The 24319-nt window shown below is 38.4% G+C and carries 17 protein-coding genes; 13 read left to right on the forward strand and 4 right to left on the reverse strand.

Annotated features, from left to right (window positions below; genetic code table 11):
• Positions 1-49: 49 nt before the first annotated feature.
• From LY28_RS05705 to pheT, 4 genes are all read left to right on the forward strand, one after another.
• A complete protein-coding gene (locus LY28_RS05705; protein ID WP_110461222.1) occupies positions 50-1078 on the forward strand; it encodes a LacI family DNA-binding transcriptional regulator in 1029 nt (342 codons plus the stop codon).
• Between the two features lie 423 nt (positions 1079-1501).
• Positions 1502-3856, forward strand: a complete 2355-nt coding sequence (locus LY28_RS05710) for a glycoside hydrolase family 94 protein (RefSeq protein WP_110461223.1) — start codon at positions 1502-1504, stop codon at positions 3854-3856.
• Positions 3857-4510: 654 nt separating this feature from the next.
• On the forward strand, positions 4511-5542 hold the full coding sequence (gene pheS, locus LY28_RS05715) for a phenylalanine--tRNA ligase subunit alpha (protein ID WP_110461224.1): 1032 nt from the start codon (positions 4511-4513) through the stop codon (positions 5540-5542).
• A gap of 12 nt (positions 5543-5554) precedes the next feature.
• A complete protein-coding gene (gene pheT, locus LY28_RS05720) occupies positions 5555-7936 on the forward strand; it encodes a phenylalanine--tRNA ligase subunit beta (protein ID WP_110461225.1) in 2382 nt (793 codons plus the stop codon).
• 102 nt (positions 7937-8038) lie between these two features.
• Here pheT and LY28_RS05725 read toward each other — a convergent pair whose 3' ends face one another.
• The 3 genes from LY28_RS05725 to LY28_RS05740 form a co-directional block, all read right to left on the reverse strand.
• Positions 8039-10978, reverse strand: a complete 2940-nt coding sequence (locus tag LY28_RS05725) for an Ig-like domain-containing domain (protein ID WP_110461226.1) — start codon at positions 10976-10978, stop codon at positions 8039-8041.
• A 119-nt stretch (positions 10979-11097) separates the two neighbouring features.
• Positions 11098-11394, reverse strand: a complete 297-nt coding sequence (locus LY28_RS05735) for a hypothetical protein (protein WP_110461227.1) — start codon at positions 11392-11394, stop codon at positions 11098-11100.
• A gap of 225 nt (positions 11395-11619) precedes the next feature.
• The gene (locus LY28_RS05740) at positions 11620-11841 is read right to left on the reverse strand and encodes an alpha/beta-type small acid-soluble spore protein (protein ID WP_110461228.1); all 222 of its coding nucleotides are present in this window, start codon (positions 11839-11841) and stop codon (positions 11620-11622) included.
• 222 nt (positions 11842-12063) lie between these two features.
• Here LY28_RS05740 and LY28_RS05745 point away from each other — a divergent pair, with 222 nt between their 5' ends.
• The 9 genes from LY28_RS05745 to LY28_RS05785 all read left to right on the forward strand — a co-directional run bounded on the left by LY28_RS05745 (position 12064) and on the right by LY28_RS05785 (position 22808).
• Positions 12064-13416: a glucose-6-phosphate isomerase gene (locus LY28_RS05745; RefSeq protein WP_110461229.1), complete on the forward strand. Its 1353-nt coding sequence runs from the start codon at positions 12064-12066 to the stop codon at positions 13414-13416.
• A gap of 429 nt (positions 13417-13845) precedes the next feature.
• The gene (locus tag LY28_RS05750; RefSeq protein ID WP_110461230.1) at positions 13846-14433 is read left to right on the forward strand and encodes a hypothetical protein; all 588 of its coding nucleotides are present in this window, start codon (positions 13846-13848) and stop codon (positions 14431-14433) included.
• A 103-nt stretch (positions 14434-14536) separates the two neighbouring features.
• The gene (locus tag LY28_RS05755; RefSeq protein WP_110461231.1) at positions 14537-15811 is read left to right on the forward strand and encodes a bifunctional folylpolyglutamate synthase/dihydrofolate synthase; all 1275 of its coding nucleotides are present in this window, start codon (positions 14537-14539) and stop codon (positions 15809-15811) included.
• Between the two features lie 78 nt (positions 15812-15889).
• Complete coding sequence (locus LY28_RS05760) at positions 15890-17014, forward strand: tetratricopeptide repeat protein (protein ID WP_110461232.1); 1125 nt, start codon at positions 15890-15892, stop codon at positions 17012-17014.
• A gap of 242 nt (positions 17015-17256) precedes the next feature.
• Positions 17257-18342, forward strand: coding sequence for a patatin-like phospholipase family protein (locus LY28_RS05765; RefSeq protein ID WP_110461233.1), 1086 nt, complete (start codon positions 17257-17259; stop codon positions 18340-18342).
• 274 nt (positions 18343-18616) lie between these two features.
• Positions 18617-20116: a threonine synthase gene (gene thrC, locus LY28_RS05770; RefSeq protein ID WP_110461234.1), complete on the forward strand. Its 1500-nt coding sequence runs from the start codon at positions 18617-18619 to the stop codon at positions 20114-20116.
• Between the two features lie 151 nt (positions 20117-20267).
• Complete coding sequence (locus tag LY28_RS05775; RefSeq protein ID WP_110461235.1) at positions 20268-20708, forward strand: ACT domain-containing protein; 441 nt, start codon at positions 20268-20270, stop codon at positions 20706-20708.
• A 162-nt stretch (positions 20709-20870) separates the two neighbouring features.
• A complete protein-coding gene (locus LY28_RS05780; protein ID WP_110461236.1) occupies positions 20871-22118 on the forward strand; it encodes a homoserine dehydrogenase in 1248 nt (415 codons plus the stop codon).
• A 147-nt stretch (positions 22119-22265) separates the two neighbouring features.
• On the forward strand, positions 22266-22808 hold the full coding sequence (locus LY28_RS05785; protein WP_110461237.1) for an ECF transporter S component: 543 nt from the start codon (positions 22266-22268) through the stop codon (positions 22806-22808).
• A 6-nt stretch (positions 22809-22814) separates the two neighbouring features.
• Here the strand turns inward: LY28_RS05785 and LY28_RS05790 are convergent, their stop codons facing one another.
• Positions 22815-24242 carry a hypothetical protein gene (locus tag LY28_RS05790; protein WP_242981163.1) on the reverse strand — a complete coding sequence of 476 codons (1428 nt, stop codon included), beginning with the start codon at positions 24240-24242 and terminating at the stop codon, positions 22815-22817.
• Positions 24243-24319: the final 77 nt, after the last annotated feature.

Raw genomic sequence — 24319 nt, forward strand, 5'->3', positions numbered from 1 at the left:
AGTATAGTTCACCAAATTTATGTCTCCTAAATGGGGCGTGGAGGTTAGCATGACTAACATTTTTGATATTGCGAGATTGGCAGGAGTATCAAAGACAACTGTTTCAAGAGTAATTAACAATAGATCTGGTGTGAAGGAAGAAACTCGTGTTAAAGTAAATGAAGCCATAGAAGAGCTTAATTACATTCCAAATCAGGCTGCTAGAAGCCTTGTCTCAAGAAAGTCCGGTGTTATCGGAGTAATTTACAATGTTTTTAATGCTTCTGTATATCTGAATTTAGCTAATCTGCTTGAAAAATATGCTGCGCAATATAATTACAATGTAGTTTTTTGCAGTACGAATGATGATTGTGGTTCAAAATTAAGATATGTTCAATATTTTACCAGCGGGGCTGCCGACGGACTCATTTTATTTGGAAGTGATTGCAGGGATGCCGAGGTGGTTCAGAAAATCAGAGACTCCAAGTATCCTTTGGTAGTAATCGAGAATTACTTTAATGATATTAAGGTGAATGATATTATTATTGATAATTATAATGGAGCAAAAAAAGCGGTTCAGTATTTGATTGAGCTGGGTCATACCAAGATTGCCCATATAACCGGAAATGTAAGCCACAAAGTTGCTTTTGAAAGATTAAGCGGCTATAAAGCAGCACTTAGGGAGAATGGAATTGAGTATAGAGATGAATATGTTGTGTTTACCGATGCAGGAGAAAGGTCCGGAAGTGAGGCAATTGAAAAAATTATCTTTTTAAATGACCCGCCTACAGCGGTATTTACCTTTAACGATATGCAGGGCTATGATGCTATACAGAAAACCAGAGAAGTGGGAGTACATGTTCCTCAGGATATGTCAATAATAGGGTTTGACAATATATACGAAGTAATGCATTATATTCCTTCAAGCATCAGGCTTACATCAATGATGCAGCCGATAGACAAGATTGCTGAGTCAGCCATAAGATTAATTATGGAAAATATAGAAAGCAGGGAAGCGGAGCCTAAGGTTATTTCCTTTGACACTGAATTATATTACGGGGAATCCTGCAGTAACAGAGAATTGAGCTGTGAAGATTAGAACAGGTTAAGCATCTGTTTTGATTTTAATAGAAGAAAAATGTTTTTTTTAATGATTTTTGGGAGCGTTCCCAATTGATTTTTGCTTAGCTTTAAATTAAGATTACGGACATTTAGGACAGGAATTATCAGCCGATAGCAAATTGACAAGAGTTGATTACAGTTCAAGCCTCAATATGTATATAAGCTGATAGTAAATTGACCAGAGTCAATTACGGTTCAAGCTTCAATATTGTATATAAGCTGATAGTAAATTGACCAGAGTCAATTACGGTTCAAGCTTCAATATTGTATATAAGCTGATAGTAAATTGACTAGAGTCAATTAAGGTTCAAGCCTCAATAGGTATAGAAACTGATAGTAATTGACTCTACTGCTAAGAGCTTTAAAAGGAAATTATAAGTTATAAATGGAGGATAATTTAATGAGGTACGGATATTTTGATAAGAAAAAGAAAGAGTATGCAGTGACAAGACCGGATACTCCCACGCCATGGATAAACTATATTGGAAGCGGAAATTATGGAGGTATAGTATCTAATACAGGCGGAGGGTACAGCTTTCACAAGGACCCGCAGAACAGACGCGTGACAAGATATAGATATAACAGTATACCTATGGACAGACCGGGCAGATACATATATATCCGTAACAAAAATAGCGGAGAGTACTGGAATCCGGGTTATCAGCCTGTGCAAAGGAAGCTTGACAGCTATAGCTGCAGGCATGGCATGGGGTACACTGTTTTATCAGGAGAATATCAGGGGGTTATCGGTGAAGTAACATATTTTGTCCCTGATGACAAAAATTTTGAAATCTGGCATGTAAAGCTATCTAATACATATGGCATAGCGCAGAGCCTTCAGGTTTTTGCATATTCAGAATTCAGTTTTTGGGATGCCATATTGGACCAGCAAAATGTTGACTGGGTTCAGCAAATTAATCAGGGAAGATTTGATGATGGCATAATTACATATTATCCTTACCATGTAAGTGATAATGCTGCTTTTTTTGCTACAGGCGAAAAGGTAAGCAGCTTTGACACAAATCTTGAAACCTTTATAGGCAAATACCGGTCTGAAGGCAATCCCATAGCTGTTGAGCAAGGCGGCTGCAGTAATTCAATATCACGAAGAATGAATGGTGCGGGTGCATTTTGCATTGATGTTGACCTAAAGTCCGATGAAGAAAGGGAAATGGTATTTATCCTCGGTTTTGCAGAAGACAGAACCGCCATAAAGGAGGATATAAAGGAATATCTTTCACCCGGGAAGGCAAAGGAAGCCTTGACCAGATTGAAGAAATACTGGGATGACTACACAGGAAGGTTAAGTGTGGAAACTCCTGATGAGGATATGAACCTGTTTGTAAATGTTTGGAATCAGTATCAGTGTAAAACTACCTTTAATTGGTCGCGTTTTGTTTCGCTGTACCAGCTCGGTCTGGGAAGAGGGATGGGAATTCGTGACAGTGCGCAGGATACATTAGGTGTAATGCATACAATACCGGAGGAGGCAAAACAGCTTATAATAAAGCTTCTGAAATGCCAATTTACTGACGGCAGGGCATACCATCTGTTTTTTCCTCTTACAGGCGAAGGAGGACAGGGAGATGCTCCTGTTAATAAGTTTGACTGGTATTCGGATGACCATTTGTGGCTGATATTGGCTGTAAATGCTTATGTTAAGGAGACAGGCGATTTTGCCTTCCTGAAGGAGCTTATTTTGTACAATGACAGGAGTACCTCCGGTACAGTATTAAACCATTTGGATATGGCTCTTGAATTTACGCGCAATAACAAAGGCCCTCATAATATTGCTTTGGCAGGGCGGGCGGACTGGAATGACACTCTGAACCTTGATACAGGAAAGGGAGCTGCCGAGAGCGTATTTACATCAATGCTGTATTGCAGAGCTGCTTTGGAAATGGTTGAACTTTGTGAATACCTCAAGAATAAAGAACAGGGTATAAAATATACAGGAATGTATGAAGAAATGAAGAATGCCATTAACTCTAGCAGTTGGGACGGAGAATGGTATAAGCGTGCTTTTGACGATAACGGTGAGCCGCTGGGGTCCAAGGAAAATAAATTCGGCAAAATATTTATAAATTCTCAGTCATGGGCTATTCTGGGCAAGGTTGCCGATTGCGATAAAGCTGATAAATGTATGAAATCAGTTGACAGGTATTTAAATTCTAAATACGGAATTGTCACGATGTACCCTTCCTATAATGAATATGATGAGACAAAAGGAGGAGTTACCACTTACCCCGTAGGAACTAAGGAAAACGGGGGAATATTCCTGCATACCAATCCTTGGATGATGATTTCTGAAACCTTGTTAGGTAACGGGGATAAAGCATTCGAATACTATAGGCGGATACTTCCTGCTAAGAGAAATGATGATGCAGAGCTTTATGAAGTAGAACCTTATGTATATTGCCAGAACATACTGGGAAAAGAAAATCCTCAATTTGGTGTCGGCAGGAATTCATGGCTTTCTGGTACGGCGGCATGGAATATGGTGGCATCAAGCCAGCATATTCTCGGAATCAGGGCAAACTATGACTGCTTGATAGTTGACCCGTGTATACCGGCTGAGTGGCAAGGATTTAAGGCAAAGAGGGTATTCAGAGGTGCAGTCTACAATATAGAGGTGCAAAATCCGAACGGAGTATGCTCAGGCATATCAAAAATTACGGTTGATGGTGCAGAGGTTGCTAAAATACCGGTTTTTGAAGCCGGAACGACGCACTCCGTCGTGGTGCTGATGAAATAATACGGCAAAAGGGGATTGCAGCAAAAAATACACTCTTGAATGTTTTTGGTTATATTGCTATAATAACAAATAATACTGGTTTGAAAAATACTGCTTTTGCAGGATACGACCAATATGCTAAAAGCAATGATGGAGAAAAGTAAGCGAGAAAAGGCTGCTGCAGAGATAAGGTATCACCGGCTGAAAATACCTTTAGCAGACTGCTTGCCCAAGTTCCCTCCGAAGCTGTGGCTTTGAACATTACAGTGTATGTGTTAAGCGGATTTGCTGCATAAATATCAGATACATTGTATTAAGGTAGGGGCTGCCGGTTAAAACCGTTAAAATGCAAGAGTTCAGCGACATATCCTTTTTGAAAGGGGCTTTGTAATGACTGTGCCGAATAATATATATGTCATTTATTGTTAAGCTATATCGCTGAAAAAGCTGGGTGGTACCGCGAAGAATGCCTTCGTCCCTTTTGTTGGGATGGAGGCTATATTTTTGCGTAAAAATAATAAGGCTTTTTAGGGGGATACTGACTTTCAAGCTGAGCAATTAATAATAAAGGAACCTGATAAGCAGCATTTAAAGGTGAGAAAGCCATGACGGCACTTTATTGCGGTAATATTCAAATGCAAGGCAGAAACAAAATAATGAAAGGAGATATTAGACGTGATTGAAAAAATCTGTAATTTAAGGGACATAGCTCTGGGTAAAATAAAAGAAGCTGCATCAGGCAGTGAGGTTGAAGAACTGAGAGTAAAGCTGCTTGGTAAAAAGGGTGAGCTGACTGAAATGCTCAAGGATCTTAAAAATATGGCTCTTGAAGAGAGAAAGCAGTTTGGGCAGGAGGCAAATGAGCTGAAAAATGAATTGAGTGAATTATTGGAGGTAAAATTCAGAGAAATCAGCAATAATGATGTCAAAAAGTCATTAAGCAAAGGGTCCAGCTTTGATATTTCATTGCCCGGTACAAGCTTTCAGGTTGGTTCGCTTCATCCGGTCACTATTGTTCAGAAGGAAGTAGAGAGAATTTTTACGGGCATGGGCTTCAATATTGTTGACGGACCTGAGGTAGAAGAGGAGTTTTTTAATTTTGAGGCTCTTAACATACCCAAAAACCATCCTGCCAGAGATATGCAGGACACATACTGGCTTGAGAACGGCTCCCTTTTGAGAACCCATACCTCGCCATGTCAGGTAAGGGCCATGCAAAAGTACGGAGCACCGCTGAAGGTTATAGCTCCGGGAAGATGCTTCCGGAATGAAAGCACTGACGCATCCCATGAGAATACTTTTTTCCAGCTGGAAGGCATGATGATTGATAAGAATGTGTCTATTGCAAATTTGATATATGTTATGAAAACACTTCTGTCAGAGATATTTAAAAGAGATGTAAAGGTAAGGCTTAGACCCGGATTTTTCCCATTTGTTGAGCCGGGCTTTGAGCTGGATTTGAACTGTATGATTTGCGGCGGCTCAGGCTGTCCTACCTGTAAGCATTCAGGATGGATAGAGCTGCTGCCGTGCGGAATGGTTCATCCTAATGTACTGCGTGCGGGAGGTATTGACCCCGAGGAATATACAGGCTTTGCATTTGGCGTTGGACTGACAAGGCTTGCAATGATGAAATATGGAATCAGTGATATTCGTGTTCTCAATTCGGGAGACCTGAGAGCAATGGAACAATTTTCGGTAAGATAGGAGGAAAGTAAATTGAAGATATCATTAAATTGGATAAAAGATTATGTTGACTTAGACGGCATTGATATAAAGGAGCTGTGGTACAGATTTACAATGTCCGCTGCCGAGGTTGAGGACGTAGAATATGCAGGCAGGGATATCCAGAATGTGGTTGTGGGGAAAGTGCTCAGTGTTGTTCCTCATCCCGAATCCAAAAAGCTTAAGATTACTCAGGTTGATTCAGGTGACGGAATACTTCAGATAGTTTGCGGAGCACCTAATGTAACGGAGGGGATTTTAGTTCCTCTTGCAAAAATAGGAGGTTCGGTTAAGAAGCTTTCCAAGCTTGGAAAGGTGAAGCTGGTTGGTGTTGAAAGCTTCGGTATGCTGTGCTCGGCTCAGGAGCTTGGTATCAGTGATGATCACAGCGGGCTTCTGATTTTGGAGGGGGATTATACACCCGGTACTGATATCAAATCGATTATTGATATTGATGATGTTATTATTGAGATAGATAATAAATCCCTTACAAACAGGCCTGACCTGTGGGGGCACTATGGAATTGCCCGTGAAATTGCCGCTATTTACGGCAAAGAGCTGAAGCCTATGCAATTGGACAGCCTTGAGGGTTCCGAAAACAGGAGTAAGGTTGACATTGCCGTGGAGGATACGGAAAAATGTCTCAGATATTCCGGTATAAAGCTTGACGGTGCAGCCGGTTTAAAAACCTCTATTAACATGAAGGTAAGGCTGTTTTACTGCGGAATGAGACCGATTTCACCCTTGGTTGATCTGACTAACTATTTAATGCTTGAGATGGGGCAGCCGATGCATGCATTTGACAGCAGACAGGTTGAAAGCGGTATTGTGGTAAGGTCAACAAGGGAGCCTGAAATATTCAGAACTCTTGACGGCTCTGAAAGAAATCTGCCTGAGGATATTCTGCTTATATGCAATAAGGAAAGGCCTGTGGCTATAGCCGGAATTATGGGTGGCGAAAACTCTGAGGTGCTGGAGGATACCACCTCTATTCTGCTGGAATCCGCTACCTTTGACGGCCCTTCAATAAGAAAGGGCTCAACAAAAATCGGTCTGCGTACCGAAGCAAGTGCCCGTTACGAAAAATGCCTTGACCCTAATATTACCGTTATTGCAATTCAGAGATTCGTTAAGCTGCTGAAGGATATGAATTCGGGGATTACCTTTGCCTCTGCCTTATCGGATGTATACTGCCGCAAGCTTGAGCCGGTTGACATTACAATTACAAAGCCGTACATTGACAGGTACATCGGGAATAATCTGCCGCAGGAAAAAATGGTTGAAATTTTAAGGTCATTGGAGTTCAAGGTTGAGGTTGAAGGTGATACCTTTGAAATAAAGGTCCCTACCTTTAGGGCTACAAAGGATATAACAATGAAGGTGGATATAATTGAAGAGATTACCAGGATATATGGTTATGACAACATAGCTCCTCAGACTCTGAATATAGAATTAAAGCCTCTTGAATATAACGAGGAAAGGCTTACGGATCACAAAATTAAGGAGCTGCTTTCCGAAAGGTTCGGCGCGAGCGAGGTAATGAGCTATATCTGGTATGACAATGCCTTTAATGCCAGAATGGGAATAGAGACTAACGGGCAGGTTAAGGTTATGAATCCGCAGGCGCAGGATGCAAATACCTTAAGGGAAAGCATGGTTCCCGGAATGCTGGGCTTTGCGGAAAAGAATGAAAAGGTATATGATGATTTTTCGCTTTTTGAAATAGGAAGTGTATTTAGTGCCGCGAATCCAACGGAAAAATGTGAACAGCACAAAAATTTGTGTGTATTGCTTGGAAGTAAGATTAAAAGTGAGGATGAACTTTTCTATGACTTGAAAGGAATAATGACCTTTATTGCAAAGACATTGAAGAATGTTATTCCCGAGTTTTCTGCCTGTTCCGGTGAATATAATTGGATTCACCCCATGAAGTCTGTTGACATAAGCTTTGACGGTAAATTGATGGGATATATTGCTGCTGTTCATCCTTCCATAAGAAAGAACATAGGAAGGAAGGTTAACGCTGCGGTATTGGAAATAAACAGAGATGTTCTGCATGCTATAAATACCGAAGTTATTAAATACAGGGATTTATCCAAGTTCCCTGAGGTCAAGCTGGATTACAGCTTCCTTGTTGACAGCGGTATCATGTTTGACAAGCTGCTTGAGGATATTCGCGGGTTTAAATCTCCGCTTCTTAACAGCTTTGATTTTGTGACAAGCTATACGGGAAAAGGCTTGCCTGAAGGTAAGAAGAGTATGACCTTCAGGTTTGTTATCGGTTCAAGCGAAAAAACCCTTGCCAGCGATGAAATAAATGGTTTTGCAAAGAGCATAATAGATTATATGGGAGAATTAGGCTATATGCTTAGATAGTCTTTATAAGGCAAAGCCGTATATATTGAAAAGCCCTGCAAATAATGCTGAAAATCATTTGCAGGGCTTTTTCTCTGTATATTTAAAAACAAAAACTAAAAGCTATCTTACCTTCCAAGCCTTGTCTGGTAAAAAATAATTAACTGAATAATCGTAAATTTCATAAACCTGTCTTACCGTAGTTCTTGCCGGAGTGTTGTCTGAATCGGCTTTTACAGATAATACTACCTCACTGTTATTTACAGTATTTGAAATAGCTGTTACAGTATAGCCCTCAACAGCAAAGGTCAGCAGGGAAATAGAATAAGAAGCAATTGGTTCACTGTAGTATATGGTTATTTTTCCTGTTGTGCCTTTTGGCACTTTGCCATCAACTATAGCAGATAAAATATCACCTGATAGTACAACCTTTTCCACTGGTTCTGTTAAGTCACTAGAATCATGGTCAAAGGTAATAACCTCAGGGGCTACCTTGTCCATTATGCTTATGGACTGTAAAGGAGATAAGCCGGTTCCGAAAACAGATTTTGAATAGCAATTATTTCTGGTAAGTGATGATATGGCAAAACCGTTGTACTTGACGTCAGTGCTAAGATCTTTGTCAAGGACTAATGCCACCTCGGTGTTGTCGTCGCCGTTAACTATCATTGATTCCACGTACGCAGTTCTGATAGCACCCTCGGTAACTCCTGTAAAAGAGATATCATTGTTGGAGAAGTTATACAGCTTGCTGTTAAAGGTGATCTTAACCTTGTTTTTGGCAATTAAGTCCGCGGATTTCACCATTACCCTTTCTTTATCTATTGCATTTAAATAAGCAGGGTAGGGAGAATTCAATATTTTTCCCGATAAATCTGTAATAGAGGACATTTTTACATTCGGCAAATTTACTTCCGTACTCATTTTAAGCATAACCGACCTGTCAGATAATTTGGATACTGTATCCTCAGTTCCCAATGGAGAGTAAATTGCACCCTGAGTTGTGGCAACCATGTAGTTGGCTTTATCAAGCATCTGGGCTTCATTCATTGGTTCGCTGAAATATATTATAATTTTGCCTTCACTATTTAGAGTGAAGCATTTACCTTCTTCCAATGAAGGAGTCGTATATTCACCATTAGTAAATGTAAATGGAATATCCGAAGCTATTTTGTTTCCATATAGGTCTTCTGCATTTTTAACAACTACCTTGTAATCAGTATTATCACGCAGTGGTTTAGGTAAATTTAATGTTACGCTTTTTTGGTCGGAGGAAAGCATTGGTGTGAAGGATATATGCGATTTTTCCTCTGCTGTTGTAAAGCTGTAGCTTGCAGAATCCAGTGCAACTGTTCTGTTTATTACCTCGTTAAAATAAATTTTGAAAGAAAAGTTACCGTTTAATTCGGTTGATGTAACATGCGGTGCGGTTTTATCAGGCCCTACCTCGGCAACGATTGTCTGATCCGGAACATATTGACCGTATATATTGAACATTTTACAGCTTGGGTCAGTGCTGTTTACGAGGAATAAATCAGTTGTGCCGATAGGCATCCTGTCAGGAAATTCAAAGGTAATCTCATTTACAAAGGCTCCCTCGTCTATAGAGACAGGAGTTGACATATTTGCCACAACATTCTTGTCTGTATGGAACAGTTTCAGGTCTTTTGCAGTTACCGGTTTGGAAAAGCCCAAGGTAATTGCGTTATCTTTGACCTTTTTGACTGTAACCTGTGAAGATGTCTTTCCAGTTTTTGTATAAGTAAACATGAATCTACGATGGGATAATATGTTGTTTGCATAATCCTGAATAGGAGTTTCCGTTTCCGAGCTATTTATATGAACGATTAATATACCTTCAGAAATAGATTCCGTTAAAGTCAGAATTATAGTGCTTCCTAATAATTCTGCTCTTTGTATTGTATATGTATAAGCATGGGAAAAAGCAATACCTTTAGATTCTTCAATTTCCGTATACTTTGGCTTTAAAAGCTCAACGCTGAAATTTTTAACATCAAGTATATTGTTATTTGTGCTGTCATAAACAGGCTCTGATAAAGTGATTTTTATTGCTTTTTCCCCAACTGCTTCAATATTTTTTAAAGTTGTTATTCCAAGGTCTTCAACCTTTACCTCCAAATTAATATCATTTTCAAGTTCGGAGCCGTCGGAAGCTTTAATCCCTTTTTTTACAGTAACCTTTGCCGTTGTCAGGTTAGTCAGCCTGTCACTGATTTTATTGTTCAGTGTAATAATTGCTGTTTTTGTAAGATTATTATAATTTACAGCACCTTGGGCAAGACTAATAGCCTCTGTTCCGTTATCCTTTATTTCATAAAAGCTTATATCAGTAACAGAGGATTCCTCCATTTCTTTATTAAATACTATTTGTATCTGCTTTGCATTTATTGCTGTAATTGAATCTACAGATAATGAAGCCTTAGAGGGAGAAGAGGAAGAAGCTGAACCGGCGGGAGGCATGATAATCTGCGCATATCCTGTAAAGCTTCCTGTAAGCCCGGTTAAAATATTGCCTTCGGAATCCTTGATATTAATCAACTCTACAGTGTAGCTTTTTCCCGGCACCTGATTGCCTGTTGTTATTTTCAGCTTGGTACCTGAAGGTGTTACGGAGGATATGTCTAATGTATTATTTTTATTGCCTGCTTCATATATTAATACATTGTTTTTGCTGATTGCTTTGATTTCTGTATTCAAATCAATTGTTATTTCTGTACCGCTGACGGCAAGTATTCCCTGGATTTTTGCAATAACAGCAGCCTCGGCTGCTTTTCCCGTATCATATCCCAATGAAGCAGCGGTTTCGGAATCGACAGAACCCTCGCTTATAAGAGTCTGGATAAGAGTTTTATCTTCACCTAGAATGTCGGTGCTTAATGCGGTATTCATGGCTAATACTGCCTGTCCTCTGGTAAAGCTGCCGCTTGAATCCTTTGTTTTTGACAAATAGGACTTATCAGCTGAAAGACCTGTCTCATAGGCTTTTTTGAATACATTTTCGTTCCATTTGATATCCGTATGATTCAGAAGCTTCAGAAGCATTATAAGAAATGCCTGCTCGGTGGTGTTGTCCGAAGCTCCGAAAAGCCCGTTGCCATAGCCCGAAACAATGCCGTTTGAGCTGCAGAAGCCGACATACGGCGCAAACCAGTCCGTTTGGGCTACATCCTTGAAGCCGGTATTTTTAAGGTATCTTTATTTTTCTGTATGTATTCATATTTGCCCATCAATTTTGCTATAAAGGTCATAGCTTCTGTTCGCTTCAAGGTGCTGTCAAGCTTGTAGTTTCCGTTGCCGTCACCCGAGAGCAGGCCCAGTTTGTTTAAATTGGCGGAAATAAGGCTTAAAGAATTTTTGCTGTCAGCTTCCTGAGCATTGCTTGAAACTGTGCAGGAAAATAAAATGCTAATTGTGAGAAATAAAGCTGCAGTTTTTCTAAAGTACTTGATAAAAATCATCCCCCTATAATATTTTATGAAGAAAGCTGAAATATCTGTATTAAACTATACAAGTTGACTTCATTTGAAAATTATACCATGAGTTCGCCGCTTTTTGAATACCATTTTATTTAATTTGAAGCGGGCATAAAAAATATCAGTGTGTTAATCCGCACACTGATATTTTTCAGAGTTAAGAAATGTTGACTGCGCTTGGCAGTACTCGTTTATGATTGGTACAGACGGTTATTTCATATTATTTTCATACATCTCAACCATTTTTTTTACCATCTGTCCGCCTATGGGACCGCCTTCAGAACCATTTTGCTTTGAAGTTAAATCGCCCTTGTAATGATCGTTGTTTTCCTTGCAGTATTGAAGCCTTCCGATTTCAGCGGCGCAATCAAGCTTAAATTTGGTTAAGGCATCTCTGCTGCCTGAAACAAGTGGTTTTTTTGGATTTGACATAAATTTTCTCCTTTACGGCAATTAATTAAGATGTTTAAGAAATTTCATTATTATTGTTGGCATAAAAAATAATTTCTTACTATGTAAATTTTACGAGATATGGGTTCTATAAGCAAAAGTGCATAAAAAATCATTAATATGGCTTTTAATTAACAAAAGCGAATGATATACTATTAAAGATAAAAATTTTAAAATTAATATAGTGATATACAGGAGGCCGTTATGAATAAAATAACATTTGACAGCTCAAAGGCTTCAGGCTTTTTGAGCGATTATGAGATTGATTATTTAGAAGGACAGGTTAAGCTTGCACATGAAATGCTGCATAATAAAACCGGTGCCGGTAATGATTTTTTGGGATGGGTAGACTTGCCTGTAAACTATGACAAGGAAGAATTTGCGAGAATAAAAAAATCTGCCGAAAAAATAAAATCAGATTCTGATGTATTGGTTGTCATAGGTATCGGAGGCTCATATCTGGGAGCAAGAGCGGCAATTGAGATGCTTTCCCATTCCTTTTACAATATGCTTCCGAAGGACAAGCGCAAAACTCCGGAAATTTATTTTGTAGGCAACAATATAAGCTCGACATATGTTACAGACTTATTGGAGTTAATTGACGGAAAAGAAATATCCGTTAATGTAATATCAAAATCCGGCACTACTACAGAGCCTGCTGTTGCATTCAGAATACTCAAGGAATACATGGAAAAGAAATACGGCAGGCAGGAGGCTCAGAAGAGAATATACGCAACTACCGACAAAGCACGAGGAGCATTGAAGAAGCTTGCTGATGAAGAAGGCTATGAGTCCTTTGTAATACCTGATGATGTAGGAGGCAGATTCTCTGTCTTGACGGCAGTAGGGCTTTTACCGATAGCCGTATGCGGTGCAGACATTGATAAGATAATGCAGGGCGCTTTGGATGCCTACAATCTTTACAAGGACTGCGATTTCAGGAATAATGACTGCTACAGGTATGCTGCTGCAAGAAATGCACTGTACAACAAAAACAAGACAATAGAAATAATGGTTAATTATGAGCCTTCCCTGCACTTCTTTACAGAATGGTGGAAGCAGCTTTACGGTGAGAGTGAGGGCAAGGATCAGAAGGGAATATTCCCGGCAGGTGTTGATTTTACAACAGATCTGCACTCCATGGGGCAGTACGTTCAGGATGGACTCAGAAATCTGTTTGAGACTGTAATAAATGTGGGCAAGGCTAAAAAGAGTATTACAATAAAGGAAGACAAGGATAATATAGACGGGCTTAATTTCCTTGCAGGCAAGGATATGGATTTTGTTAATAAAAAGGCCTCTGAGGGAACGCTTCTTGCACATACTGACGGCGGAGTACCAAATTTTGTTATTAATGTACCTGAATTAAATGAGTATTGCTTCGGAAGCATGGTTTATTTCTTTGAAAAGGCATGCGGGATAAGCGGTTATTTATTGGCGGTAAATCCTTTTAACCAGCCGGGAGTAGAGGCTTACAAGAAAAATATGTTCGCATTGCTTGGAAAACCGGGGTATGAGGAACAGAAAGCGGAGCTTGAAGCAAGATTGGCTGAATAAAATAAACGAAATAGCGGCAAAGGATTAAATTCACAAGAACTGCCTCTTTAATGATATTTGATATTATTTTAAGAGGCAGTTTTTTATATGAGGATTATGTATTGCATGGACTTTAAATAAATTGTATAATTAGTAATACAACAAACATCAAATTTCGACAATAAATATTTGTGGAAGATGTTTTGCGAACAAGGATACCATAAAAAATAAGATGTTTGAAGAAAAAGCAGCTCAGTCTTCAAAAAGCTATGGAGCCATAAGGTTTCTATAGCTTTTTCTTGGTAAGGCAGGCGGCTTGAAACAGTAAATATAACACTTAAAATCAAATATTTCCCAAAAAGGCGAAGATTCAACAGTAATTGACTTTGTATAAGGTATATAATTTACATATCCGGTTATTATAACTTCATTATGATGGAGAGGTGTAAAATGGACAAAAACTTTAAAATTAAGGTGTCAGATATTTCAGGTAAAAAGGATTCTGTCTCAAAGTTTTCAATACAATACTCATCTAAAAATGCAGAAAATTCAAAAATAAGCTATCAGATTATGTCGGCACTGAAAACAAATGAAAGAATTATTATGGAAGTAAGCAGTTCGATTATGAAATTAAGTCAAAGTGAAAATAAAAAGCTTTTTTCGAGAATTATGGAGGATTTAGATAAATGGGGAATACAGTATAAAAAAAAGAAAATATCAGTATATAATAAAATCTCAATAATGTCGATATCTCTGAAAAGTGAAGCTATTGAAGGATATGAGCTGCTTGCGGCCATACCTGATGAAGTTTGGAGGAATGAAGAATTCAGAAGGATTCTTCCAAATACCGGTGTCAGATATTATCTGTCTGAGCGGGGAGAGGAAATAGACTTGGAAACGTTTATGGATTTAGATGAAGAGGAGCAGATTAAGCTGTGTTCAATGGTAATTTTTGATTATATATTATTAGGCAGTATGGGAATAAATACTTGTATAAAGAAAAAGGCTGATATTATTGAATTATTAAATAGAGATTAAGGTTTTTTAATTGACTGTGGTGGAAAAAACTGATATTGTTTACTTGCAGTGAGGGGTTTTTAGAGTCAGCGGTACATTTAGGTCTTGGAGGAAGCAGCTTGCTATGAACTATGAAGAAGCAATGAAATACATACATGGTACCCTTAAATTCGGAAGCAGGCTTGGGCTTGACAATATTGGAAGGCTAATGGAATTTATGGGAAATCCCCAGAAAAAATTAAAATATGTGCATGTTGCCGGAACAAATGGAAAAGGCTCTGTCACTTCCTTTATAAGTAATATATTAATAAGTTCCGGCTATAAGACAGGTGTATTTACATCTCCGTATATACAAAGGTTTACCGAGAGAATTAAAATAGATGACAAGGAAATAGAGCATGAGGAATTAACAGATATAATTGCGTTTATAAAATCCAGAATTGACTTAATGCTGGACGGAGGCTTTGAGCATCCAACAGAATTTGAAATTATTACTGCGGCTGCATTTGAGTATTTTTATAGAAATAATTGTGATATAGCCGTACTGGAAGTAGGTCTTGGGGGAAGATTCGATTCAACAAATATAATAGAAGCTCCTGAGGTCTGCGTTATAACAACTATCAGTCTGGACCATACCGACATACTGGGGAAAACCATTGGAGAAATTGCTTTTCAAAAAGCGGGGATAATCAAGCATAACAGCGATACAGTAATATATCCCCAGGAGCCGGAGGCGGAAGAGGTTTTTGAAAGAGTTTGCAAAAGTCAGAAGGCCATATTGCACAAAGCCAGTTTTAAAACTTTGAAGCTAAAGGAATACGGCATTGAAGGACAGCTGTTTGATTATAAGGACTATAAAAATTTAAATACAAAGCTTTTAGGAGATCACCAGCTGAATAATGCCGCATTAGCTGTTGATGCCTGTGAAGTTTTGTCTTTAAAGGGTTTCAATATTGATAATGAAAGCATAAGAAACGGTATTGCAAGGACAATATGGCCGGGAAGGCTTGAAATAATAAATAAAAATCCTCTGATACTGATAGACGGCGCACACAACTTTGAGGGCGGAAGGGCTTTGAATGCAGCGTTGGACAGATACTTTGCTGATAAAGACAAAATTTTTATCGCAGGTTTTCTTAAGGATAAGGATTACCGGAATACAATGGAAATGCTGTCTGAAAAGGCAAAGCTTATAATTACGGTTACACCGGATAATGACAGAGCATTGAAATCAAGTGAGCTTGCAGAAGTACTGAAATGTTTTTCAAAGAAGGTTAAGGACGGAATTACTGTTGAAAACAGCTTGAAGCTGGCATATGAAGCAATTGACGGGAATAGTGTGATTTGTGCATTCGGATCACTGTATATGATTGGTAAAATAAGAGGGTTATATAAATAAAGAATATAATACAAAGGATAACATATAAAAGTATATTATAATGAAAAAATTAAAATACTTTGAAGGGAGCTAATGTTCATGGATTTAGATCAGGAAATTAGAGGCTTCAAACCAATAGACTTGGAAAAATATTCTCAAAATAATGAAGCAACCGATACAGTTGTCAAATCAGTGGAATTATACAATAAGGCCGTAGAGTATCTGAAATCGGGAAACGAAGATATTGCAATGATTGAATTGAAAAAGGTTGTGTCTGTTAATCCAAATTTTTATGAAGCTGTAAATTTACTGGGGCTATGCTATGCGTATACAAACCAGCCGGAAAAAGCAGAGGAGCTTTTCGGAAGCATTGTTCAAAAAGAGAACAATGCTATAAAGGCAGCAGATTATCTGAATTTTATCAGTATAAGTGAAAACGGTTCTTACAAAAAGGCCGGGAGATTAAAGCAGACTGCTAATGATCTGGGCTCAAATAAATCCTTAAAGGAGCTTTCAAAAAAAAGCACTGCCAATGAGAAAAACGTATTGGCTGAAAACCTTGTTCTTGAGAAAATAAAATCAGGATTTACCAAGCCTTATATTGTTATGATTATAAATGTTGTCAGTATTATTTGTCTGATAGCGGCTATAATACTTTTTGCTGCCTCAAGAAGGGATGCCGGAAAGGTGGACACAGGCTCAGAGCCGGCGGTTAGTGCACAGAACCAATCGGAGGCTGGCAAGACCTCTGCGGAGCTTGAAAAAATAAAAGACCAGCTTGCTGCGGCCAATGGCAAATTAAAGCAATATGAGCTTTCGGAACAGGTTTCCAATGTATCTGCTCTTTATGCACAAAAAAAATATATAGAGGCTGCAGATAAATTATTAGCTCTCAAGGCTGATGAATTTACCGGCGATTTAAAGACCCAATATGATTCCATAAGAAAAAAAGTACTTTTAAATGCTGCCAGCCAGCTGACTGCAGACGGGAATACTCTGTATAAAAGCAAAAAGTATCCTGAAGCTGTAAAGAAGCTTGAAAAGGTTTTTACCTTGGGTGATAACTGGGAGTTTGCCGATAAAGCACTGTATATTTTAGGCAAAAGCTATGTGGAGGTAAATGATTTGCAGAAGGCTGCAGCAGCATATCAGAAGCTTATAGACGGATATCCCGAATCTTCCTATGTAAAATATGCAAAAAGCAGGCTTAGTGAAATTCAATAGCTGATAGGGCAGTATATTGCCGCAGCATTTACCATTCAATTCCTGTTAAAGCTTTTGCACTATAGAGAACGAAATATCAAGGCTGTTGCAAAATATATATAAACCTCTAATGCGGCGGGTATAATATTTTGCATACAGCCTTTTAATTTAAAAATCAATGCTTGTAGGATTGTACATTATACTAATTAATAAAAAACGATAATATATATACATTAGATACATTTTTCTGAGGGGATTTGGAAATGAGAGGTGCCAAGCGTGCATTAAATATTGTATTCAGTGGAGGAGAAACTAATTCATTAGCATTTGTCGGAGCATATGAGGAGCTTGAAAAAAAATATAGTGTTCTTGGAAATATTGCAGGTGTATCTACGGGAGCCTTGGCTGCGGCGTTGATTGGAGCGGGATATTCTGCGGCGGAGCTGAAGGAATTGCTTGATAATTTTGATTTCAATAGTTTGAAGCTTAGAAAAAACAAATTTCTGGATATATCAATAGCAGAAAAAATCAGAAGCATGGCTGAAGGGAAAAAGTGGTTAAATGATAATGACCTCTTCGTATTGCTGCATAAGCAGGATTATCCTGAGCTTCAGCATATAAAGAGAGAAAACGGTGATTTTAAAGGAACCAGAGGCAATTTCCTGATTAATTTGATTGCATTCAGTCAAAAAAATGCTTTTATAAATGGCGAGCTTTTTGAAAAATGGGTAGCTCAGCTTCTTGCAAATAAAGGAATTTATACTTTTAATGATTTAAGGGGAGGTATTACGGATAAGGTAAACCCTCGGGGATACAAGGTCAGAATGACTGCGGTGGATGCAAATATTGGAAAGGTAATAGTACTGCCTGATGATATTGCGGTTTATAATATTGAGCCTGATAAGCTTGAGGTGGCACGGGCGGTAAGAATGAGCATGTGTATGCCTTTTATATTTGAGCCTGTTGTTCAAATGAAAAAGGAAAATAACAGCTTAAAGCCTCATTATATTATTGACGGAGGTGTACTGGATAATTTTCCGGTGTGGCTTATAGACAGCACCCAGATAAATAGCATAGCGGGCTTTAAATTAATTGAAAGGCAGTCAAAGGATTTTATGCAGGAAGAAAAGCTTTTGAAAAAATTAATTATAGTATCCCATGATACAGGGGTTCCGAAAAATTCATATAATATTGATAATATTGCGTTTATCAATACCGGCTTTATATCAACGGTGTATTCGGCCCTGTCTGAAAAAGAAATTATATATCTGTATAATCAGGGGAAAGCATCGGTTCAAAAGCTTATTATTGGTATGCAAAAGAAAAATCAAGGGTGGAGAGTTTTTTAAACGGCTGTATATCAACCTTTAATCAGCTATATTAAGATTGCTTTTTTTTAGGATTTATTATATTATTTAGTCTGGTAGAACTTAAAATTGTCTGAATTACATTACCAAAGTCAATTGCCATTGAGAGCCTTTGCGGCGGCGGTATGGCGTTTTCTCAGACACAGGTTGCCGCTTTTAACACAGGTTGGACTTCAATTAAGCGTAATTGATTTTATGAATTTAAGGGAATATAATTCTATTATGCGATAGATTTATTATTTCGTGGGAGGTAAAGATGTTATATAGAAGTACCAGAGGAAAATGTGCAAGCGTTAGCTCGGCAGAAGCCATAAAGAAGGGCCTTGCATCAGACGGCGGGTTATTTGTGCCTGAAAATATAATTCACTTTGATAATGAGCAAATTTTAAAAATTAGTAAACAAAGCTATCAGGAAAGAGCTTTAAGTATATTAGAAGGATATCTGGACGATTATACCGCGAGTGAGCTTAGGGATTGTGTCAGCAAGGCATATACAGCTCAGAAGTTTGAAACGGAGGCTATTGCACCCTTGCACAAATTGTATGATTCGGTTAACATACTTGAGCTTTGGCATGGACCTACGAGTGCTTTTAAGGATATGGCCCTTCAAATACTTCCTCATTTTCTTGTAAAAGCCTTGCAGAAAACAGGGGAAAACAAGGAAATTGTTATTCTTGTCGCAACTTCCGGAGATACCGGAAAAGCTGCCCTTGAAGGTTTTAAGGATGTCGAGGGTACAAAAATTATTGTCTTTTTCCCAAATCAAGGCGTCAGCGAAATTCAAAGGATGCAGATGGTAACGCAGGAGGGCGGCAACACATACGCAATTGCGGTAAACGGAAATTTTGACGATGCTCAGAACGGTGTTAAAAAAATATTTGGTGATAAGGATGTTCTGAAATTAATGGAGGACAACGGATATAAGTTTTCTTCCGCAAACTCTATCAATTGGGGCAGACTTGTTCCACAGATAGTTTATTACTTTTCTGCATATGCTGATATGCTTAAAAATAAGGAAATTCAAGTGGGAGATAAGATAAATTTTGTTGTGCCTACAGGTAATTTCGGAAATATACTGGCGGCATATTACGCAATGCAGATGGGCTTGCCGGTAAATAAGCTGGTTTGTGCATCAAATGACAATAATGTTTTGACCGACTTTATTAATACTGGTATATACAATAAAAACAGGGCTTTCAAGAAAACTCTGTCTCCGTCTATGGACATTCTGATATCAAGCAATCTGGAAAGACTTTTATATTTGATTACAGACGGCAATTCCGGAATGGTAAGTGAATGGATGGGCAAGCTGAACAGTGAAGGCTTGTATGAAGTGGATCAGGATACAAAGAAGAAGATTCAGAATATATTCTGGGCTGACTACTCAAATGACAGTGATACTTTGAAGACGATAGAAAGTGTTTATCTTGAAACCGGATATGTGTTGGATACTCATACTGCCGTTGCGGTAGATGTATACGATAAATACGTTATTTCAACAAGTGATGTAACAAAGGCTGTAATTGTTTCAACAGCCAGCCCGTACAAGTTTAACGAGAGTGTAGTCAAAGCTGTTTCAGGGGAAGAGGCTATTGCGGGCAAGTCCGAGTTTGAGCTTTTAGCGGTGCTGAATGAGAAATCAGGGCTCAAAATTCCTGAGCCTTTGAAGGCGCTTAAGGATAAGCCTGTTATTCATAAGGAAACCTGTGAGCCTGCCCAGATGGTTAATAAGGTAAAAGAAACCCTTCATATTTGAAAATAAACGGTTAAATTAAAAGCATTAAAAAAGATATGTTAAGCTTGTTAATCAGGTTAATATATCTTTTTTTGGTTGCAAAGAAAAAGAAAATGTGCTAATATATCACCAAGGAAAAACAATTGTACGTATTAGGCGGACAGGAGGGCATATGAAGCAGGAATCAGTTTTTTTTCTGGTTGATTCATTTATTTTACCTGAAGTATTTTCAAAGGTGATAGAAGTCAAGAAAATATTGAGCACAGGCAAGATAAAAACTGTCAATGATGCTGTTAAAGAGGTCGGAATCAGCAGAAGTGCCTACTATAAGTATAAAGATTATATATTTCCGTTCTATGAGACATCAAGAGGGAAGGTTTTAACACTTTTTTTTGTGGTTGAAGACTTTTCGGGTATTCTATCAAGTATTATTGATAGAATAGCATCTGCGAAGGCTAATATTTTGACTATAAATCAAAATATTCCAATCAATGGGCTGGCAGATGTTACTGTTTCCATTGAAACCTTTGAAATGAAGGATGATATGCAGAAGCTGATGACAGAGATTGAAAAAATTGAGGGTGTCAGGAGATGTGAAATCTTGGCAAGGTAACAGCTCGAAAATAAAGTTAGTGCAAACATGGCGTATTTTCCAGCTCGAAAACAGAGTTAGAGGTTAGCTTGAAAGAAATGTGGAGGTTTAGAATTAAGATTGCGTACCGCCACATTGCTTTACTATAAATTTTGTGCCGAAAATTCGGCGTTGGAGGTTAGTATGATTAATGTAGCTATTTTAGGTTTTGGAGTTGTAGGCTGCGGAGTTGCGGAGGTCCTTAAAATAAATAGTGACAGTATAGCACAGCGTGCCGGACAGGAGATAAAGGTTAAATGGATTCTGGATATTCGTGACTTCCCGGATAGTCCGTATTCCGATTTATTAACTAAAAATGCAGAGGATGTATTTAATGACAGAAGTGTTGACATAGTAGTAGAAACCATAGGCGGAGCAAAAGTTGCGGCTGAGTTTACAAGAAGAGCACTTATGTCAGGGAAAAGTGTAGTTACATCAAATAAAGAGCTTGTTGCTTCACAGGGTCCTGAGCTATTGCAGCTGGCAAAGGATAACGGGGTGAGTTATCTTTTTGAAGCGAGCGTCGGCGGAGGGATACCTATTATAAGGCCATTGAATCAGTGCCTTGCGGCAAATGAAATTGATGGAATTACCGGTATATTGAATGGAACTACAAACTATATATTCACTAAAATGAGAAGAGAAGGCAAAAGCTTTGAAGCTGCCCTGAAGGGTGCCCAGCAGAACGGATATGCCGAACAGAACCCTACAGCGGATGTTGAGGGACATGATACTTGCAGAAAAATCGCAATATTATCTTCGATAGCATACAATGAGTTTGTTGATTCTGACAGCATATATACGGAAGGTATTACAAAGATTACGACTGAAGACATGAAATACGCCGAGGCAATGAATGGCGTAATTAAACTGATAGCGGTAAGCAAGAGAATTAACGGCAGGATTTTTGCAAGAGTCAGTCCGGCTGTTATATCAAAGGAGCATCCCTTGGCAAATGTAGAAGATGTATTTAATGCCATAGTTGTGAAGGGTAATGCAATCGGAGATGCAATGTTCTACGGAAGAGGCGCCGGCAAAATGCCCACAGCCAGTGCGGTTGTCGCTGATATTATAGACATAGCAAAGCACCCCGGTTCAAGTATGATGAGTGTATGGGTCAGAAAGGATAAAAATAATATTATTGACATAGAGGACAGTCTTGCAAAATTTTTGGTAAGGGTTCAGGTTGCAGACATATCAGAAGCTAAGGGAAAAATAGCTTCTGTATTTAATCAAGAGACAGAGTTTATAGAACTGGGCTCAAAGACTAATGAGCTTGCATTTATCACTCCGTTTGCAGCAGAAAAGGAGCTTAACGGCAGCATAAACAGGATTAAAGAAATGAATTCAATTACTGCAATATCTAATATAATCAGGATAGAAGAGGAATAATAAAAAATATTATATTCATTATGGAGCTTCAAGCTCTGTAAGAGCTTTATTTAAACACTGCGGGTATTTTGTTTGCAGTGTTTAAATAAGCATTAATTTGAGGATAACATTTTGTCTGGCATTATAAGAGCTGGGGGAATTAATTTAATGAGTAAAGTTTCTACAAGAACATTAGTTATTAATGCATTGATGATTGCACTGGTATTTTTAATAACTTTTCTTCCGTTTTTGCATATACCAAGCCCGGTGGTGCAGGGATATTTTAATATAGGAGATGCTGTTATTATGATTACAGCTATGCTCTTGGGCAGGAAATCCGGGTTTGTTGCCGGAGCCTTCGGCTCGGCACTGGCTGATCTGGTTTTGGGTTCATTTGTATTTGTTCCTGTCACCTTTGTTGTTAAAGGGCTTGAAGGGTATATGGTAGGGCTGATTGCCAATAAAAGCAACAATGATACGACCTCCGTTATACGCAGACTCCTTTCTCTGGCGGCAGGGGTTTTAGTTATGGCCTCCGGATACTTTATGCTGGAGCTTTCGGTGGTAAGATTTTTGGATGAAAATCTGGCTCTTACCGTAATTATTACAGAGCTTCCGGGAAACCTGGTACAAGGTGTTGTCAGTGCGGTATTGGCATATGTATTTATAACAATTATAAACAGGACAAATGTTATTTATAAATTAAAATAATATATTTTAATTATTTTTAACAACGTCGGCATCAATTTCACAGAAGTCTTTTGTGACTAGCCTTACTGCATATTCGATATACTTTTTGCCCAGGTCTGCTTTGGGTATACTGACTAGTTGGACTCCGGTTCTGGAGGGGATTCCGGTTAATAATACATTATCTTCTGATATACTTGCTTTTGTTACCGAAAAGTTGTATATCAGCAGCCCTATCTGGTCTTTATTAAGGGCGGGGTGTTCTTCAAAGAAACCTAATTCTGCACATAAGTCAAAGGCGATATCCTTATCTGATGACAGCGCAAAAAGTTTTTTCATGTTAAGGTACATTTTGCGGGGGACATAGCACCAGTCTCTGTCTGAGTGCTTTTTCCACTCGGGATGATAAACAGGCCTCACATAATTTTTATTGTTATATAGGATGCTGTAATTAATGCCGGAAGAGCTGCTTATGGCGTTTTCCAAGTCAAGGTTTGTATTTAAAATACCTGATGCCTGATATCCTCCGTTGTATTGAAAGTAAATAGGATTTGATGAATCGGAAATATAGTGCGTCAGCTCTTGCTTAAGAAGAGTATTTTCCTCGGCTATATTATCAGGTATATTATTTGCAACACTGCTTGTATTACTGAAGGTTTCTTCGACAGTACCAAAATCATTCTCTCCGTTTGGAACATGCGGAAAGTTTATATTTTGATAATCAATCTCAAGACCCCCAGGAGTACATAAATGAATTGACATTTGCTTTTCTTCATTAGTCTGAGCAGAAACATCGCCTATTTTTACAGATATTATCTGAACTCCTTTTTTGGCTGGCATTCCTGAAATGGCTATTTGATTTTCATACTGGACTACATTCTGTAAATCAAAATTATAAATCATTATGTTGATATAATTTTGATCGTCTATAGATACAGAAGGATAAAAACCTAGCTCACCTTCCAGATTAAAAGCAGTGCTTTCATTTCCGGTATATACAAAAATACTATGCCTTGCGGTAATTATTTTTTCGGGCAGATACAGCCAGCCTTGATAATATGCCTGTTTCCATGTGTCTGAATATATAGGGCGAAGATATTCTTCATTTGTATAGGTAAAAATGTATGACAAGGTTTTCCCTTTGTCCAGAATCTCCTTGGGAGTTGCGGCAGAAAACACAGGCTGAATATCCGGATCGGCAATTTCTCTGAGGCCGTTTTCGTAAAGCACCTTGTCTTCTGACGGAATGATGCTGGATAATATCCCTTTCAGCTGCTTGTTTTCATTTTCGGGAGACAAGGCAGGTTGAGTCTTGCAATTATCGACATCTACTGACTGGGGATAGCGGGAATAATTCAAATTTGAAATAAAAAATGCGGACAGTACAATAAATAATATTGCCATTAAACAAAACAACATTTTTTTTCTGCTTGTTATAATAAATAAGCTGTTGTTCATACAGACCTCCACTTCAGAAAGAGCATAGTATAATGAACACTGCATCCACATTTTTTATGCAGTATGCCTCCATGGTA

Source organism: Ruminiclostridium sufflavum DSM 19573 (assembly GCF_003208175.1).
In the GTDB taxonomy this organism is placed as follows: domain Bacteria; phylum Bacillota; class Clostridia; order Acetivibrionales; family DSM-1351; genus Ruminiclostridium; species Ruminiclostridium sufflavum.

Excerpts from the sequence above, each read along its gene's own strand:
- LY28_RS05705 (WP_110461222.1), top strand. The coding sequence starts at position 50 with ATGACTAACATTTTTGATATTGCGAGATTGGCAGGAGTATCAAAGACA.
- LY28_RS05725 (WP_110461226.1), bottom strand. The coding sequence starts at position 10,978 with ATGCTTCTGAAGCTTCTGAATCATACGGATATCAAATGGAACGAAAAT.
- LY28_RS05775 (WP_110461235.1), top strand. The coding sequence starts at position 20,268 with ATGAAGCAGGAATCAGTTTTTTTTCTGGTTGATTCATTTATTTTACCT.
- LY28_RS05750 (WP_110461230.1), top strand. The coding sequence starts at position 13,846 with ATGGACAAAAACTTTAAAATTAAGGTGTCAGATATTTCAGGTAAAAAG.
- LY28_RS05755 (WP_110461231.1), top strand. The coding sequence starts at position 14,537 with ATGAACTATGAAGAAGCAATGAAATACATACATGGTACCCTTAAATTC.
- LY28_RS05740 (WP_110461228.1), bottom strand. The coding sequence starts at position 11,841 with ATGTCAAATCCAAAAAAACCACTTGTTTCAGGCAGCAGAGATGCCTTA.
- LY28_RS05745 (WP_110461229.1), top strand. The coding sequence starts at position 12,064 with ATGAATAAAATAACATTTGACAGCTCAAAGGCTTCAGGCTTTTTGAGC.
- LY28_RS05765 (WP_110461233.1), top strand. The coding sequence starts at position 17,257 with ATGAGAGGTGCCAAGCGTGCATTAAATATTGTATTCAGTGGAGGAGAA.
- LY28_RS05780 (WP_110461236.1), top strand. The coding sequence starts at position 20,871 with ATGATTAATGTAGCTATTTTAGGTTTTGGAGTTGTAGGCTGCGGAGTT.
- LY28_RS05790 (WP_242981163.1), bottom strand. The coding sequence starts at position 24,242 with ATGAACAACAGCTTATTTATTATAACAAGCAGAAAAAAAATGTTGTTT.
- LY28_RS05710 (WP_110461223.1), top strand. The coding sequence starts at position 1,502 with ATGAGGTACGGATATTTTGATAAGAAAAAGAAAGAGTATGCAGTGACA.
- LY28_RS05735 (WP_110461227.1), bottom strand. The coding sequence starts at position 11,394 with ATGATTTTTATCAAGTACTTTAGAAAAACTGCAGCTTTATTTCTCACA.
- LY28_RS05785 (WP_110461237.1), top strand. The coding sequence starts at position 22,266 with ATGAGTAAAGTTTCTACAAGAACATTAGTTATTAATGCATTGATGATT.
- thrC (WP_110461234.1), top strand. The coding sequence starts at position 18,617 with ATGTTATATAGAAGTACCAGAGGAAAATGTGCAAGCGTTAGCTCGGCA.
- LY28_RS05760 (WP_110461232.1), top strand. The coding sequence starts at position 15,890 with ATGGATTTAGATCAGGAAATTAGAGGCTTCAAACCAATAGACTTGGAA.